The sequence below is a fragment of the Bacteroidales bacterium genome, assembly GCA_014860585.1.
GTDB lineage: Bacteria > Bacteroidota > Bacteroidia > Bacteroidales > 4484-276 > RZYY01.
Genome location: JACZJL010000068.1, coordinates 59,827 through 76,581, shown reverse-complemented (window position 1 = coordinate 76,581; position 16,755 = coordinate 59,827). Strand labels below are relative to the sequence as shown.

Here is a 16,755-nt window from a genome sequence, read left to right as displayed (position 1 = left end):
TTTATATCCAAATCATCATGCCTGAACTATTACTGGTTGTCATTTTTGTAGTCATCATTTTTGTGACGATCCTGGCACTCTTTTCAAGGTACAAAAGATGCCCGTCAGACAAAATCCTCGTTATTTACGGAAAAACCGGAAAAACACTGTCGGGGGCAACACGCTCTGCCCGAACAATCCATGGCGGAGCTGCCTTCATCTGGCCGGTAATTCAAAATTATGCTTTCCTCGATCTTACACCAATTTCGCTTGAAGTTAACCTTACAGCGGCACTTTCGCGCCAAAACATCAGGATCGATGTACCATCGAGATTTACGGTTGGTATTTCCACAGAGCCAGGAATAATGACCAATGCAGCCGAACGTCTGCTCGGATTACCCTTGAGCCATATCCAGGAATTGGCAAAAGACATCATTTTCGGCCAGCTGAGGTTAGTTGTTGCAACGATGGATATCGAAGAGATCAACACCGACAGGGATAAGTTTCTTGCCAATGTTTCGCAAAATGTTGAAGCTGAATTACAAAAAATCGGTTTGAAGCTGATCAACGTTAATGTTACTGATATTCGTGATGAGTCAGAGTACATCGAAGCATTGGGAAAAGAGGCCGCAGCCAAGGCCATTAATGATGCAAAGAAAACAGTCGCTGAAAAAAACAGGGATGGTTCGGTTGGGGAGGCAAATGCAAAACAGGACGAACGGATTAAAGTGGCTGATGCCAATGCCAAAGCAGTTGAAGGTGAAAACCTGGCCAAAATTGCCATTGCCAATTCCAACGCCCTACGACGCGAAAAAGAAGCCGAAGCTGAGCGTTTGGCGGTTGCTGCCGAGAAAGTACAGTTAGCAAAAGCACTTGCAGAAGCTTATGACGCTGAAAAAAAGGCTGAGGATGTCAGGGCATCAAGAGAAAAATCCACCAAAACAGCCGACATTGTTGTACCGGCTGAAATCGACAAAATGAAAGTGGAAATCGACGCCGAAGCGAAAGCAGAGCAAATAAGGCGCATTGCCAAAGGTGAAGCTGATGCTTTGTTTATGAAAAAACAAGCTGAAGGAAAAGGGATCTACGAAGTGCTTACCAAGCAGGCCGAAGGTTTTTCAAGGTTGGTCGAAGCGGCCCAGCAAAATTCCCGCGATGCCGTCTTGCTGATGATCGCTGACAAACTTCCCGAAATTGTTAAAACCCAGGTGGAAGCCATCAAAAACCTGAAAATTGATAAAATCACCGTTTGGGATTCCAATTCATCCGAAGGAGCTACTCCCACAACCGCCAATTTTCTATCAGGGATGTTAAAATCAATACCTCCTTTAGACGACATTTTTAAAATGGCAGGAATGGAGTTGCCGGAATATCTCAAAGGCAAAAAACTGAACGAAGACGGGAAAATTGTCGATGAAAAAGAAATGAAAGATTGATGTTTGCTGGTTAAGACTGGAAGGGAGTCGGCTAATGATGAAGTAATTTTTATTTCGTTCTTGCAGGAAAACGTCTATTGTTGAAAAAGCGATTACCCCATCCTCCTGCAAATGGTCTTTCGGCCTGAATGATTATTTCGGAAACTTAAATGGCCATAGGTTTGATTGGCTCCTTCGGAGACTGCTGCGGAGTAGGATGCTGATGGCCAAAGGGAGTGCTGGTTTTCCAACAATTATATCCTATCAGGATATAAAATACAAGCTGTCGACAATCAAATGACCGTCGTTTTTTTACAATTACTAATTCATGAAAAATCTATAATTTAGCCACTTGAAAAATAAGCAGAGTTTAGGACCTATTACAGCAGCATCATGAAAAATATTGTCGTAGCAGTAGACTTCTCGGGCGGTTCCATACACGCTTTGGAGTATGCAATAAAGATTGCCAACAGGGCAAAATCCAACATCATCATGGTTTGGGTTGATAAAACCGCGGATCCCGAATCAATCTATTCAGTAACGGTGGAGAATTACCGAAGTGAGGTGGTACGCAGGTTCAGTGAATTGGTTGAGCAGTTTAAACACGAATTTACCGGCGGCAAACTTGATTACAAATTGCGCAAAGGGAAAATATACAGCGAGGTTGTTGGGTTTGCCCAGGCAAAAAAAGCAGACCTTATTATCACCGGTTCACACGGTGTGTCCGGTTTTGAAGAATATTGGATCGGGAGCAATGCCAACCGGATTGTAGCACATGCACTTTGCCCGGTAATCACGGTCAGAAATGGATTTTTGTTCAAAGACACTATTCAAAAAATCGTTATGCCGATTGATAATTCAACCAATACGCTTGGAAAACTCCATACTACTGCTTGCATAGCCAAACATACAGGAGCCGAAGTACACCTGGTAACCATCTACTCAACAAATCTGAAAACCATGCATAAACGGGTGGAGAACTTTGCTGATAAGGCAATAAAATACTTTGAAAAAGAAAACGTTAACTACACCCGTGAACATTTTCAAACCCAAAATGCAACAAAAGCCGTGATTGATTACGCCATAGGCATAGATGCTGACCTGATTTCGATAATGACCGAACAGGACGACAATCACAGTAGCGGAATCATAGGCCCTAATGCACAGCAAATCGTCAATCATTCGCCAATCCCGGTGTTAAGTGTTCACATTTCGGATGCTAACAAAACCATTTAATCTTTCGTGATTCAATTCCTGATGAAGCTTGCCCTGAAAATACCTGGTATAATCCTGCTCATTGGCATGCAAACCCTTGCTGCACAGGATTACCTCTACCAAAGGCATGATCCTGAGCACGATCAGTCCGGCAATGGTAAAGTGATTATTCATCAGGACAGCAGGATAGATACAATTTTAAAGCGACACCTCGAATACAATCAACAACTTGACGGTATTGACGGGTATAGGATACACATCTTTTTTGAAGCAGGAAATCAGTCATTGAGCAAAGCCAACCAGGCGGCAAGAAGATACCAGATGCTTTACCCGGGTGATACTGCTTACGTCTCATTCAGTGAACCCTATTACCGGGTGAGGGTGGGAGATTTCAGAACCAGGCTTGATGCAGAAGGGTATCTCCAAAAGATCATCCGCGATTATCCAAATGCTTTTGTGATAAAAGACAAAATCAATTTTCCCAGGATTGACTAAGGTTAGTTGATTCAATCCGACATTCTTTTTAAAACCCCTTATTCATTATCTTCAGCATACCATTCGGTGTAAGAGGTTACCGTTTCCCAAAGCTTGAGATGATGAAGTTTCACCTCCTCCGGCAATTCTTTCCTAATCCGATGGGCAAAATCAAGGATCATATTTTCACTTGTAGGTTGGTAATCCACCAGAATTATACGGCTATAGTGAGCCTGCATCTCCTTAAGAAGGTTAGATGGTGTATCCTTCCGAAGAATCAGGGAATGATCCAGTTCATCCACGATCAAATCCTTGATAATTCGCTTCAGATCTTTGAAATCGATCACCATCCCATTTTTTGGTGACTCCGGCTCAGAAATGGGTTCGCCGATAAGCGTCACAAGCAGCTCGTAAGAGTGACCGTGTATATTCTTGCAAAGCCCGTCGTGACCTGGCAGCGCGTGTGCCATGTCGAACTTGTATGCTTTTGTAATCCTGATTTTTGCCACTGTTTTTGTCTTAATGTTTAGATATTTATCAATGACTCCTTTGGTCATTTTACCAATTTGTAGCTTCTGACTGATTGGTTATTAATTTCGCTGATATTCAATAAGTAAAATCCTTGAGGCAGCCCGGAGACATCAAGCGTTTTAATGGTTTCTCCGTTTGCGTTCTCCTGAATGATCAGCCTTCCTGTTTGGTCGGTGATCGTGATGTTATAGATTAAATCTGTAACAAAACCATTGGCTTTCACATTGATAAAATCATCTGCCGGATTGGGGAAAATAGCAAATTCAGGGGTAAGATGCTGTTTTTCGTTGTCAATTGTAGTGTAAAACCAGATCAGGTCAACAAATTCAGGATGGTCAATAAATGGGTTTCGGTTGTTCTGGATCTGGTAAATGGCATTGTTCCTGCTGATCTCTTTCTGACTTACAGGGTCATTTTGATGCCATTCGTAAAGCATCGTAAGTGTCCAATCTTTCATTTGAGAACCATTAACGGATTCACTTCCAGGCCAGTTACCATCTTCTCCCAGATATCTTGTCGCCATATAAAAGTGCATTCTGGCCAGGTCGCCTTTGTAGGTATCAATGGGTTCAAAAACAACCCCGGAATAACCGGCAACATTGCTGTTGCCAAGTTTTGAGCCATTCATCGATGTCCATGATGCGCTCCCGACTTCGCCATACGGATAATTGCTCCGCTTGTTGTTTACCCAGCCATCCGTTGGATAGATGTGATTCAAATCAGAATACATAGGATAAACATTCCCACCAAACCAACTGCTTGGGAATGAGTGCTCGCGGTTATAACAATCCCCTTCCTGTGAGTAGTTCCCGCATTGATCGGTTATAAAAGTGAATTGATAGGGGGGGGTCCCACCCGGAACGTCTGAGTAAATGTCCCAGACTTTACCGTTGGTTTTTTTATCGGTCTGCTGGAAATGATCCCAAAGATCACTGTATGTGGAGGCATTATGGTCCTTAATTATCAGGTGCAATGCCTCCTGAAGTTCATTGCTGTTGAGTCCAAGTGCTGAGTCATAATAACCATTCGGAATTTGAGCATAGATTCCGAATCCAAGCCCAATAAAACTCAACAACAGAATTGTCTTTTTCATACTTTTTCGATTAAATAATGCCAAACAAAAATAATGAATAAATTACCGATATTCCAATTAAAATAACACCTGCAGCGATTCCGGAACGGGAAGCAACAAAGAAATTTTTACTAATTTTCCCCAGCATCATTCCCAGTGCCGCTGCCAGAAAATAAGCGGACAAAATTAAAATGAAAACTGATAGTCCGGTCACTTTGAACGAGGATATCGCAATACCTGCCAGGTAGGAATTGATTCCGGTTGCCGCTGAAAAAACTGCAATTAAGGTAAATCTTTGTAATTCCCATGTCATTTCATGAAACTTGGGTTTAAACGATTTGATCATAATTTTCAATCCAAGCATCAGGATGATAACCACGGATAACCATTCGGTGAGATTTTCGAGCAGCAGGTTCAGGCCAAGGCCGGTGAAAAAACCCAGCAAACCCATTAAAGCATTGATAAAGGAAATGATTAAAGCTGCAGATATCTGCCTGGCAGTTTTCATCTCCCTGATAAAACCATTCAGAAAGACAACGGCAAATACTTCTGTTGATATTGCCAATAAGAGGATAAGCGTTAGGAAGTAGTGTAGCACTTTGTTTAAATTGAATGAGGTCAAATCAACCCGACGATTTTTTCAAGCCAGAGGGCATCTGTTTCATCGAAAGCGCTGAGGTCTTTGCTGTCAACATCAAGTACGCCAAACACCTCTCCTGATTTCATCCTGATTGGGACTACAATTTCGGAGTTCGACCGGGAATCGCAGGCAATATGTCCGGGAAAATCATGCACGTTCTGAACCACAATGGTTTTGTTGCTATGCATCCCGGCCCAACAAACGCCGGTATCTTTTTTCAGTACCTGGCAGGCTACCGGTCCCTGGTAGGTTTTAACAGTTAATTCTCCATGGTCTAGACAATAGAATCCGGTCCAGAAAAAATAGTCTATTTTATGGTGAAGCACAGCGACAACCGTTGCCATCCGTGCATCTATATTTTGAGTTGCTTTGAGCAGATCCTGCAATTGCGCGTAAATTCTCGAGTAGCGCCCTTCTTTATTATTTTTATCCATAAAAATCTAAGATAGAAAATTTTGTGGCAAAAGTATAAAATGTTGTCATTGTTGTCTTTTACGAAGCAACAATAACAATCACGACATCATTTCCAACCCTTCTACACACTCATTACCGGCACTTCCACGCGTTCAAGTTCCACCGTGAAATGTCGCATTATTGGGGCTTCAGAAACGATTTTTACACCGGTCCGGATATCATGACGTCGTTCCCAAACATTTGCCAATGCAACAGCTATGTAATCCATGTGATTATTGGTATAAACCCTTCTTGGAATGGCCAGGCGCAGCAGTTCCAGGTCCGGATAGCGGTTTTTGCGGGTCACAGGGTCGCGGTCAGCCAGGATGGCGCCTATTTCTACACCACGAACACCCCCTTCTAGATAAAGCTCGATAGCAAGCGTCTGTGCCGCAAACTGTTCTATGGGAAGGTTAGGAAGAAATCGTTTGGCATCTACAAAAATGGCATGACCGCCATAAGGGAGTTGAACCGGAATGCCAAAATCGGTTAGTCTTTTACCAAGATAGGCTACCTGTTTAATGCGTGTGTCCAGATAATCAAACTCGGTTCCTTCGTAAAGCCCCTGAGCAAGTGCATTCATATCGCGTCCTGACATACCGCCATAAGTGATAAAACCTTCGAACATGATATTGAACGTCTGTGCTTTTTTCCAGAGTGCCTCATCCCTGAATCCGATAAAACCACCCATGTTGACAATGGCGTCTTTCTTGCTGCTCATGGTCATCCCGTCAGCAAAACTGTACATTTCACGGACAATCTCCCTTATTGATTTGCCGGAATACCCGGGTTCGCGCAGTTTGATGAAATAGGCGTTTTCGGTAAAGCGGGCTGAATCAAAAAACACAGGAACGCCGTATTTCTTCGCCATGGCATAAACCTCGCGCATATTTTGCATCGAAACCGGTTGTCCTCCCGAACTGTTGCAGGTCACCGTTACAATAATCAAAGGAATGCGTCCGATAGGATTTGTTTTTAGCACATGTTCCATCTTTTCAAGGTCGATGTTGCCTTTGAACGGATGGTAAATTGTAGTATCAAAAGCCTCATCAATAGTGCAATCAACAGCAGTGGCTTTCCTGAATTCAATATGACCTTTGGTTGTATCGAAGTGCGAATTTCCGGGGACAATATCACCCGCTTTGATCAAGGCTGAAAAAAGTACGTTCTCAGCGGCTCTGCCCTGGTGAGTTGGTAAAAAGTAGTCGAACCCGAGGATGTCTTTAATGGCATTTTTCATTTTGTAATATGAAGAAGCTCCGGCATAGCTTTCATCGCCGAGCATCATCTCCGACCACTGTTTGTCACTCATGGCGCCGGTACCAGAGTCGGTCAGTAAGTCAATAAAAACTTGTTCACTTTTAAGATTGAAAAGGTTATATCTGGCAGCTTTGATCCATGTTTCACGCTCTTCCCTGGTGCTCTTTCTGATGGTTTCCACCATTTTCATTTTATAGGATTCAGCAAAAGGTAGTTCCATAAAAATAAATTTTTAAAATTTTGGAAATAAAAAAAATGAGTAAGAAAAAATGGCTGGGAGTCTTCGGTCAAAGCCGAAGAAATTAAGAAAGGAAGGCGTCTCTTCTTTTGATGTTGAGGTAGTTGCGCCTGCTAAGGATGGAGAATAACCTGTATGAATCCATGTTGATTAATTGACGTGGCAAAAGTAAAAAGATTTGTTTGAACGAAAGAAAATTAGGTAAAAATTTAAACCCCGAAACCTCTTTATTGTTATTATGACTAATCTTGCAAAATAATTTAAAACAACTGATTAATAATGAATAACGAAGTGAGTTTAAGTTTTACAAAGAAGTGGTGGATCAGCATCCGGCCGTTTTCGTTACCTGCTTCCACCATGCCAGTAATATTCGGCTCATTACTGGCTTACGTTTATGGCGGAACCAGCTTTAGTTTCGGAAATTTTGCCCTTGCATTTTTTGCAGTGGTCATGCTGCACTCCGGGGCCAACATATTGAACGACATTTATGATTTCAAAAATGGTTTTGATAAATTCCCGAATCCTGTCAGCGGTGGTGTTGTGAGAAAAATAATAACCACAGGCGAAGCCATGAAAGCTGCAATTGTTCTTTTGACTATTGGTACAATGATCGGTCTTTACCTCGCATGGGTTGTCGGTCCGCTGTTGCTGCTTATTGGAGTCCCCGGTTTATTGATTGGAATCTTTTATACTATCGGGGGTAAGTTTGCTTTGAAATATCGTGCATTGGGCGACCTGGCGGTTTTCCTGAACTTTGGTATTCTTGGCGCTTTGGGCGCCTGGTATGTTCAAACCGCCACGTTTTCATGGATTCCGGTACTATGGGCCGTTCCAATCGCCACCCTCGTAATTGCCATTCTTCATGCCAACAACTGGCGCGATATTGCCAGCGACCAGGAAGGACATATTTTCACCATTGCTTCATTGCTTGGTGATAAAGCGTCGCTAAGGTATTATGGATTCCTGATCTTTGGACCCTTTTTCATGGTTTTAGCACTCATTTTGGTGCCCTTCTTTTTGATTCCCGAATTCCCTTTTATGCCCTTCAGCTTTGTACTTGTGCTGCTCTCGTTGCCCATGGCACTTAAGCTCTGGCAAAAAGCACTTAATCGCAAACAACCCAAAAATCCCATTGATTTTATTGCCCTCGATGGCGCCACAGCTCAATACAACCTTGTGTTCGGATTACTGAGTACGGGCGCTCTCCTCGTCGAATCGGTGATCCGGTATCTGTTATGATCCCAAGTCCCGATATCAATCACCGCCTAAATGATCGGCTGACTTTGATCATTACCCTGCTTGCGGTGGTGATGTTCTCGGTTATGTTTGTTATCAGGCAGGCCGGGGCATTTGATTTTTGGTATTGGATGAGTACAAATCTTGTAGTCATCCTCTCTATCGTTTTCTTATTGGATAATGAAAACCTGAGGCTTCTACAATTTGATTTTAAGACTTCCCCGCTAAAAAAAATGCTGATGGGGCTTGCCTTTGCCGCGCTGTTGTTTGTTGTCTTTTACTTAGGGAATATTGCACTCCGTATTGTTCTTGATAGTGCCGGCGAAGGGATTAACCAGGTTTATGGGTTCAAACAGGAAGCTCCGGATTGGCGGATCGTAATTTTGATGTTGGTTATTATTGGCCCTGGCGAGGAGCTTTTCTGGCGAGGATTCCTGCAGCGAAGATTGCAAATGAATTTCGGGGTAAATCCCGGATTTTTAGTGGCAACGTTTCTTTACACCGCTGTTCATCTTTTTACCGGAAACCTGGTGTTGGTACTCGCCGCTCTCACCTGCGGGCTCTTCTGGGGTTGGCTTTACAAAAAACACCATTCAATGATCATAAATATCGTAAGCCACACCGTTTGGGATATCCTGGTTTTTATTGTCTTGCCTTTCAATTGATCTACTGTTTATTAACTTTTATGAAAGAGCGAATTTCATAATGAGTTGCGAATAGAAAAAGCTTTTATAATTTTTGGGTTTGGGATCTCTTTACGGAAATACCACAACTTTTCTTTTTATGTCTGGCATTCATTAAATGTAGTAACTTTGTACCTACATTAAAAGTTAGTAAAATGGAAGTTTCTGTAATCAAAATCGGTAATTCGCGCGGCTTCAGGCTGAGTAAGGCACTTCTTGAGAAATATAATATCAAAGACAAAGTTGAATTGATACTTGAAAAAGGTCAGATAATTATCAAACCTTTGACAGCACCAAGAAAAGGGTGGGATAAAGCATTTAAGGAAATGCATGCCGCAGGTGATGATAAACTTTTGTTCGATGATGTATTTGAAGATGAAAACCCTGAAGAATGGAACTAAATCAATATCAAATTGTATTGGTCAACCTTGACCCGACAATTGGAAGTGAAATAAGAAAAACAAGACCCTGTGTAATTATTTCGCCTGATGAAATGAATAGGCACCTTCAAACTATTGTTGTTGCGCCAATGGCGACTACTTCAAAAAATTACCCGACACGGATAGAAGTAAATCATGAAAATTTGACTGGCTGGATTGTCGTTGACCAAATAAGGACGATTGACAAGCAGCGTATAATTCAAGTGAAGGGAACTTTGACTCAAAACGAGATTAGGAAAGTAAAATCCGTTTTGAAAGAAACTTACATTGATTAAAGGTAACAACAATGCTCAACCAGCCAGCCATTCCCAATAGTCACATTGAAAGAGGATACATTGGGTACCTCCGGATAATCATTATCATGTCGCTGCTGATCCGTGGATTTCTGGCTTTTTTTCTTGAATTGGGGAACGACGAAGTGTACTACTGGACTTACGCGCTTTACCCTGATCTGAGCCATTTCGACCATCCACCAATGATCGGAATTTTCATTCAGCTTACAACCCTGAACTTGTTGCTGGATCATGAATTTTTCCTCCGGTTAAGTTCGGTTTTGCTTGGCGGGGTAAACACCTGGTTGATTTTTTTGATCGGTAGAAGAATAAAAAATAGTCTGGCAGGACTTTATGCAGCCATTCTCTATAACACATCGATCTATTGTTTTGTGATTGTCGGGATTTTTATCATGCCCGACACACCACAGGTTTTTTTCTGGCTGATCAGCCTTTTACTCCTTGTAACCATTCTGCCCGACAGGGAAATCCAAGCAAAAAGTCGCAGACTCATGTTGGTTGCCGGAGTTGTGATTGGGCTGGCCATGTTGTCGAAATACACTTCCGCGTTTTTGTGGCTGGCAGCAGGGCTATTTATTTTATTTTACAACCGGAACTGGCTGAAAACATTTGAACTGTATGCTGCAGCGATGATTTCGTTGGTAATTTTTTCGCCGGTGATCTGGTGGAATTTTCAATACAATTTCATCAGTTTTACCTTTCACGGAGAGCGGGTTAGCCTTTTTGAATCAGGGCTGCGACCAGATTTTTTTATCACTGAATTGTTCGGTCAGATTTTGTACAATAACCCGGTAAATTTTATCATCATTATCATTGCACTAATTGCTCTGTTTAAAAAGAGATTTTCTTTAAACCCTGACTACAGGAAAATATTATTCTTATCGTCAATCCCCCTGATTGGGCTGTTTCTATTTTTTGCCCTTTTCAGGCAAACGTTGCCCCATTGGAGCGGGCCGGGTTACCTGGGATTAATGTTGATTGCCGGTGTTTTTTTCGCCGATATGCAAAAGGAGAGGTTAAATCTTTTACCCAAACTTATTAAAATCAGTATCGGATTGCTGTTGGTTGGACTAACGATAGGAGCGTTTGAAATTAAATTGGGAATTATCGGTCAACCACCGGCAGATGATCCAAAGCGACTGGGTAGGCATGATGTCACCCTCGATATGTCAGAATGGAAGGATTTTAGAGAGAAGTTCAGTCAATTGCGCGATGAAGATATTTCGCATGGAAGAATGGCTGATGTTGCTCCTGTTATTATCACTCGCTGGTTTCCTGGGGCGCACCTCGATTATTACGTTGCCCGGCATACCGGTCAAAACCTCATTGCAATCGGGGATTTAAAAAACCTTCATAAATATGCCTGGATTAACCGGGAACGACCTGGCCTTTTCCCCGGCTCAGATGCCTACTATATTACCAACAGCCGCGACTTTAAAGACCCAAATCCCCTTCTTGCAGAATATTTCAGGGAGATAGAAGAACCGGTTATCGTCCCAATGTATAAACGAAACCGCCATGTGCAGAATTTTTTCATTTACAGATTGAGAAATTGTTTTAACCAGCCTGCAGATTTACTTGAGGAATAACTTATTGAAAAAATACTGAAAATATTTTGTGGTTTTAAAAAAATGTATTTTTACACAGTCATTTTAATCACTAACTAATACAGCAGTACTATGAAAAAAGCATTACTTCTGACATTTGGCCTTGCATTATCAGTGTTGATATTCGGGCAACAGACCATTCAATTCAGGGATGGCCTTAAAGTGTGTAAAGAACCAAACAGGATTTACACTGAACAAACCAGTAACGCTCCGGTTCCCAAACCAATTCAGTCGCAATATCCAGGAGGCGAGCGGGCTATCGTGCTTCGTCAGCTGGGTACATCCGGTAATGGTTTTGGTTTTTTAGGTGTCCGCCAGTATATTTGGGCTGACCCGGCAATCAATGCCATTTCGTTTGTTCACAGGATGAATGTCCCGCCCAACGGGCCTGGTAGTGGATTCCTTGCCTACGATTATTCGGTTGACGGAGGAGCCAACTGGACCAACAATGTGCAGGTTTATGAGGCCCCATCAGCAACTTTTAACGGCCGCTATCCTATGGGGGCTCTTTACAACCCTGCAGGTAATACAGAACCCACCAATGCTTATTTCAGCTATTTTGCCGCTGTGCTTGATGGCTCAAACAACGGAACCTGGGGTGGTTATGGTTACGGTGTACATCAATTTACTACCGCAGAACCTCCTACCCAACACAATGTGGCTGCTACTCCGGAATGGTTGCAGGGAGTCCCCGAAGCTTATACAATTACCAGCCAGGGATTAGCCATTTGTGTTGACCCAACCAACAATGGAGTTGCGCTTCCATATGAAGACAATATGATCATCACCAAAGGGTACTTTAATCCTGAGATTGGTGATTTTGAAATGGATCGTTACCTGGAGTTCATGCCGGCAGGCGGTATAAGTCCGATAAGCGGTGCGGAGGCCGGTGTTGCTGATTGTAAGGTCGCCTTCGCTCCTGACGGACTAACGGGTTATATTGCCTATCTCTCCAATAATGGCGAAAATTCGGTTGAATCCGATGGATGCTATCACCCGATTCTTTACAAAACCATAGATGGCGGGCAATTCTGGGATGGACCCTACAATGTTCAACTTGGAGGTGTTGACGGTTTGCCGGTAGTTCTTGAGTACCTTACCGACGAACTGATCGAAACCCTTTTCCCTGCGCCCAATACTCCGGAAAGAGAAGACATTCCATTTACCTCTGGCTTTGAGCTTGGCCTCAGTGTTGACTTTTCCGGAAACCCACATCTGATGTTTACTGTTGGAGTTGGAAGTCAGGAATGGACCATTATAACCGGGTTCACAGGTTCTACCGGATGTGATGGCACTGTGGCTATGATCCACGCCTTTTCACCGGATGGTGGTGAAACATGGCTGGCCAATAATCTTGGATTAATGGAAAACTTCCGTGGAGAGTTTAACTACACTGGTATGACGGATCCGGTTGCTGAGGACAACCGCCCCTTTATCGCCTCGACACCTGATGGTACAAAAATGTTTTTCTCATGGATAGATACAAATATCGAAAACTATGGTGATAATGACCAGCCGGATATCTACTGCGTGGGTTACGATGTAATCAACAACACTTACTCCGATACTTACGTGGTTACGCAGTTTTCGGCTGCATGGTACAATTCGTTTATGGCTGCAGGGTCAAAATATGTGCTGGATTTAGGTAACGGAAGCTACAAGATTCCATTCGTTTATCAACAAATCGACCCGCTCGATCTGATCAATCCTGTACAGTTTTGGTTTGTTGACGATTTTATTCTTACTGATACCGACCTGGGATTAATTCAGGGACAGGAAGAGATGGAAACATTCAGCTTCAGTGTATCTCAAAATTATCCTAATCCATGCCAGGGACACACTTACATTGATGTTAAAACCGAAAAGGCTGTTACCATTCATGTCGAAATTTCCAATCTGATCGGGCAGGTAGTCCGTAAAGCGGAACCCCAAAGCGTGCATGCTGGTAAACATCAACTGCGCCTCAATACTGCCGGCCTCAACACCGGAATATACATTTACAGTGTCAGCATTGATGATAAGGTAATTTCAAAGAAATTAAGTGTGAAATAACCTGCTGATTAGTATCAGCAAGAAAACACCCTGAATTTGATTTTCAACGATTTATTTACCCCACCCTAAAGGGAGTAAATCGTTGAAAATCAATGCTCCCTTTAGGGTTGGGGCATTCATTGATTTTCAACATATGGGCGTTTTCTTGCTACCGCTGATTAACCATTGCTATTAATCCGGAGCGCATCAGGGTGTGCTCCGGATTTTTTTTGTAAAAATTTTTCGGATTCATAAACTTTTTATCATAATTAACCGTTTGGTTAAACTAAATAGTTAAAATTAAATTTTTTTTATACAAACAATGACAGAAAGCCCACAAAATGCGGAACAATTAATCCTGCAGTCAGCCCGAAAGGTTTTTATTGAGAAAGGCATGACTGGCGCCAGGATGCAGGAAATAGCCGATGAAGCCGGAATTAATAAGGCTTTGCTGCACTATTATTTCCGAAGTAAAGACCAACTGTTCCAGTCTGTATTTCTGGAAGCATTTCAGAAATTCATGCCTCAGGTCGAATTGCTCATCAGCTCTGAACTGCCATTCCTTCAAAAGCTGGAAATTTTTGTCCATAACTACATTGGTATTATTATCGAGAATCCATATTTACCGGGCTTTGTGCTGCACGAGCTTTCGCAAAATCCTCAGCGACTGGCCGATTTGTTGTCAAACAGGCTAAACAGGATTCCGGATTTTTTAGCACAAATTCAACAGGAAATCCAAAATGGTTTACTCAAACCTTTTGATCCCAGGCAAATTTTGATCAACACGTTTGCATTGTGTATTTTTCCTTTTGTTGCCCGCCCAATCATGAATGCCGTGGTTTTTCAAAATGACCGGACAGCCTATGAACGTTTTCTTGAGCAGCGCAAAACGGATGTTTTTAACTTTATCAAAAGCGCAATTTTAATCGAAAAACCATAAATGCAGCTAACCATGAATAATCTAAAAATATTGTTACTCGCGACACTTAGCCTGCTGACTGCGTCCGGGCTTGAGGCTGGAACGCCGGACACGCTCATCCTTGAGTATTGCCACCGGCGTGCAGTAGAGAATTACCCTATCATGAAACAAAAGCAATTATTTGCCGAATCTACAGCATTAAAAAATGAAAATTCGGACAAAGATTACCTGCCTCAGTTCAGGATTGACGGGAGGGCTAGTTACCAGTCGGATGTTACTGAAGTACCGGTCAGGTTGCCCGGATTTAGTTTTCCTTCGCCGGACAAAGATGTTTTTGACCTGCAACTCGGGTTGAATCAGCTGATCTGGGATGGAGGCATAACCCGCGAACTGAAAAACCTTGAAAGTGCTGACCTGCAAATCAACCAGCAGCAGGTTGAGGTAGAACTTTACAAAGTAAAGGAGCGGGTAAATGGGCTGTTCTTTAAAATCCTCCTGTTCCAGAAAAGTAAAGAAGCACTGTTGATTAACAAGCAAACGGTGGAGGAGAAGCTCAGGGAACTTGCTTCAGGAATAGAAAATGGGATGATTTTGCAGATGAGTGCTGATGTCCTGGAGGCGCAAATCCTCCAGATCGACCAAAGCATCATTGAGATTGATGCTGAAACCCGTGGAACGTTCAGGATGCTCGGTGAATTGCTCGATCTGGAATTGCCTTCAACCACATTTCTCGTGCTTCCAGAACCTGAGATCATTACCCGGGCATTCGTCAATCAGCGCCCTGAATACCTACTCCTTGATTTGCAAAAAAATAAACTCGAACTCTCCAAAAATCTTGTCACAGCCGGCAAAATGCCTAAATTCTCAGGATTTGGGAAACTGGGTTATGGCAAGCCTGGTCTCAACATGCTCTCCAACGAATTTGACAGCTATTACATGGTTGGAGTCGGCTTATCGTGGGATCTTTTCAACTGGAACCGGCCTGAGAATCAGAAAAAATTACTTTATTTACAACAGGAAATTGTTGAAACACAAAAGGAAGCGTTGGATTTGAATGTGAAAATCCAGGTCGAGGATGACCTTGCTGCCATTGAAAAGTTCAGCAACCTGATCGCCAACGATGAAAGCCTGATTATCTTGAGGGAAAAAATTGCAACCACCGCTTCATCCCAGCTCGACAACGGGATGATTACCTCGACACAATACCTTGAAGAACTCAACAAAGCAACCCGGGCGAAGTTGGAACTTGAAACCCATCGGATCCAACTTTCAATGTCCAAAATCAATTATCTGAAAACCATAGGACAACTTTAAACCAAATTATACTTTGTAACAATGAAAAACAGAAAACTAATTCTAATTATCTGGAGCGCCTTTGCAGGGCTAATTTCGTGCACTGAAGGCGACCGGACATCGGACGCTTACGGAAATTTTGAAGCCACTGAAATCACCATTTCGGCCCAGGCTACCGGAGAAATATTGGAATTTGCAATGGATGAGGGCGATTTTCTGAAAGCCGGACAAATTATCGGTTGGATTGATACCACTGACCTTTCGTTAAAAAAAGCTCAGATCTTTGCTCAGAAAGAGGCCATCATTTCAAAGATTTCTAACCTGGATGCGCAGATTGCAGTGTATGAACAACAAAAAGTCAATATTCAGCGCGACCGGGAGCGTATCGGTAAGATGTATCAGGATGGTGCGGCTACTCAAAAGCAGGTGGATGATATTTCGGGGCAGATTGATGTGATCGAAAAGCAGATCAAATCGGTCAAATCGCAGCAATCATCCATATCAAGCGAGGCAGGCGCTATTCAAAAGCAAATTGCCCAGGTTGAGGAATCCATCAGCAAATCGATCATTACCAACCCGATGGATGGCGTGGTGTTGACAAAATATGTAAACGCGCATGAAATGGCCGTGGTTGGCAAACCGCTTTACAAATTGGCCGATTTACGCGAAATGACCTTAAAGGTTTATGCAAGCGGAAGCCAGATCCCACAGGTTAAAATCGGCCAGCAAGTAAAGGTGTTGGTTGATGTTGATAAAGAAAATACAAAAATATTATCTGGAACGGTCAGTTGGGTGAGCGAAAGCGCCGAGTTTACACCAAAAATTATTCAAACCAGGGATGAACGTGTGAATATGGTGTATGCCGTGAAAGTTTTGGTGAAAAATGACGGAACATTGAAAATCGGGATGCCGGGAGAAATTAATTTCTAAATCATCCTGACAGGGTCCGAATCCTAACAGGGTTGAAAAAATTATC

At 42.7% G+C, this 16,755-nt stretch carries 17 protein-coding genes; 12 read left to right on the top strand and 5 right to left on the bottom strand.

Going from position 1 to position 16,755, the window contains the following annotated elements:
• Positions 1-17: 17 nt before the first annotated feature.
• The 3 genes from IH598_07545 to IH598_07535 all read left to right on the top strand — a co-directional run bounded on the left by IH598_07545 (position 18) and on the right by IH598_07535 (position 3,104).
• Positions 18-1,415, top strand: coding sequence for a flotillin family protein (locus IH598_07545; protein MBE0638356.1), 1,398 nt, complete (start codon positions 18-20; stop codon positions 1,413-1,415).
• A 372-nt stretch (positions 1,416-1,787) separates the two neighbouring features.
• The gene (locus IH598_07540; GenBank protein MBE0638355.1) at positions 1,788-2,630 is read left to right on the top strand and encodes a universal stress protein; all 843 of its coding nucleotides are present in this window, start codon (positions 1,788-1,790) and stop codon (positions 2,628-2,630) included.
• A gap of 6 nt (positions 2,631-2,636) precedes the next feature.
• A complete protein-coding gene (locus IH598_07535; protein ID MBE0638354.1) occupies positions 2,637-3,104 on the top strand; it encodes an SPOR domain-containing protein in 468 nt (155 codons plus the stop codon).
• A gap of 38 nt (positions 3,105-3,142) precedes the next feature.
• On the opposite strand, the gene IH598_07530 is transcribed toward IH598_07535, so the two are convergent.
• The 5 genes from IH598_07530 to IH598_07510 form a co-directional block, all read right to left on the bottom strand.
• On the bottom strand, positions 3,143-3,592 hold the full coding sequence (locus IH598_07530) for a 6-carboxytetrahydropterin synthase (protein ID MBE0638353.1): 450 nt from the start codon (positions 3,590-3,592) through the stop codon (positions 3,143-3,145).
• Between the two features lie 44 nt (positions 3,593-3,636).
• Positions 3,637-4,707 carry an endonuclease gene (locus tag IH598_07525; GenBank protein MBE0638352.1) on the bottom strand — a complete coding sequence of 357 codons (1,071 nt, stop codon included), beginning with the start codon at positions 4,705-4,707 and terminating at the stop codon, positions 3,637-3,639.
• 10 nt (positions 4,708-4,717) lie between these two features.
• Entirely contained in the window at positions 4,718-5,284 is a 567-nt protein-coding gene (locus IH598_07520; GenBank protein MBE0638351.1) for a manganese efflux pump, read from the bottom strand.
• Positions 5,285-5,304: 20 nt separating this feature from the next.
• Positions 5,305-5,760, bottom strand: coding sequence for a GAF domain-containing protein (locus IH598_07515; GenBank protein MBE0638350.1), 456 nt, complete (start codon positions 5,758-5,760; stop codon positions 5,305-5,307).
• A gap of 101 nt (positions 5,761-5,861) precedes the next feature.
• Complete coding sequence (locus tag IH598_07510) at positions 5,862-7,259, bottom strand: tryptophanase (protein ID MBE0638349.1); 1,398 nt, start codon at positions 7,257-7,259, stop codon at positions 5,862-5,864.
• A gap of 297 nt (positions 7,260-7,556) precedes the next feature.
• Here IH598_07510 and menA point away from each other — a divergent pair, with 297 nt between their 5' ends.
• From menA to IH598_07465, 9 genes are all read left to right on the top strand, one after another.
• Positions 7,557-8,516 carry a 1,4-dihydroxy-2-naphthoate octaprenyltransferase gene (gene menA, locus IH598_07505; GenBank protein ID MBE0638348.1) on the top strand — a complete coding sequence of 320 codons (960 nt, stop codon included), beginning with the start codon at positions 7,557-7,559 and terminating at the stop codon, positions 8,514-8,516.
• The gene (locus IH598_07500) at positions 8,513-9,178 is read left to right on the top strand and encodes a CPBP family intramembrane metalloprotease (protein MBE0638347.1); all 666 of its coding nucleotides are present in this window, start codon (positions 8,513-8,515) and stop codon (positions 9,176-9,178) included. Before menA ends, IH598_07500 begins: the two co-directional genes overlap by 4 nt.
• Before the next feature lie 173 nt (positions 9,179-9,351).
• Positions 9,352-9,597 (top strand): AbrB/MazE/SpoVT family DNA-binding domain-containing protein, encoded by a 246-nt coding sequence (locus IH598_07495; GenBank protein MBE0638346.1) that lies wholly within the window; start codon positions 9,352-9,354, stop codon positions 9,595-9,597.
• On the top strand, positions 9,588-9,911 hold the full coding sequence (locus IH598_07490) for a type II toxin-antitoxin system PemK/MazF family toxin (GenBank protein ID MBE0638345.1): 324 nt from the start codon (positions 9,588-9,590) through the stop codon (positions 9,909-9,911). Before IH598_07495 ends, IH598_07490 begins: the two co-directional genes overlap by 10 nt.
• An 11-nt stretch (positions 9,912-9,922) precedes the next feature.
• Positions 9,923-11,518 carry a glycosyltransferase family 39 protein gene (locus IH598_07485; GenBank protein MBE0638344.1) on the top strand — a complete coding sequence of 532 codons (1,596 nt, stop codon included), beginning with the start codon at positions 9,923-9,925 and terminating at the stop codon, positions 11,516-11,518.
• 90 nt (positions 11,519-11,608) lie between these two features.
• A complete protein-coding gene (locus IH598_07480; protein MBE0638343.1) occupies positions 11,609-13,588 on the top strand; it encodes a T9SS type A sorting domain-containing protein in 1,980 nt (659 codons plus the stop codon).
• A 301-nt stretch (positions 13,589-13,889) separates the two neighbouring features.
• Positions 13,890-14,507: a TetR/AcrR family transcriptional regulator gene (locus IH598_07475; GenBank protein MBE0638342.1), complete on the top strand. Its 618-nt coding sequence runs from the start codon at positions 13,890-13,892 to the stop codon at positions 14,505-14,507.
• A 12-nt stretch (positions 14,508-14,519) separates the two neighbouring features.
• Complete coding sequence (locus IH598_07470) at positions 14,520-15,800, top strand: TolC family protein (GenBank protein MBE0638341.1); 1,281 nt, start codon at positions 14,520-14,522, stop codon at positions 15,798-15,800.
• A 21-nt stretch (positions 15,801-15,821) separates the two neighbouring features.
• A complete protein-coding gene (locus IH598_07465; protein MBE0638340.1) occupies positions 15,822-16,709 on the top strand; it encodes an HlyD family efflux transporter periplasmic adaptor subunit in 888 nt (295 codons plus the stop codon).
• The last annotated feature ends 46 nt before the right edge of the window (positions 16,710-16,755 follow it).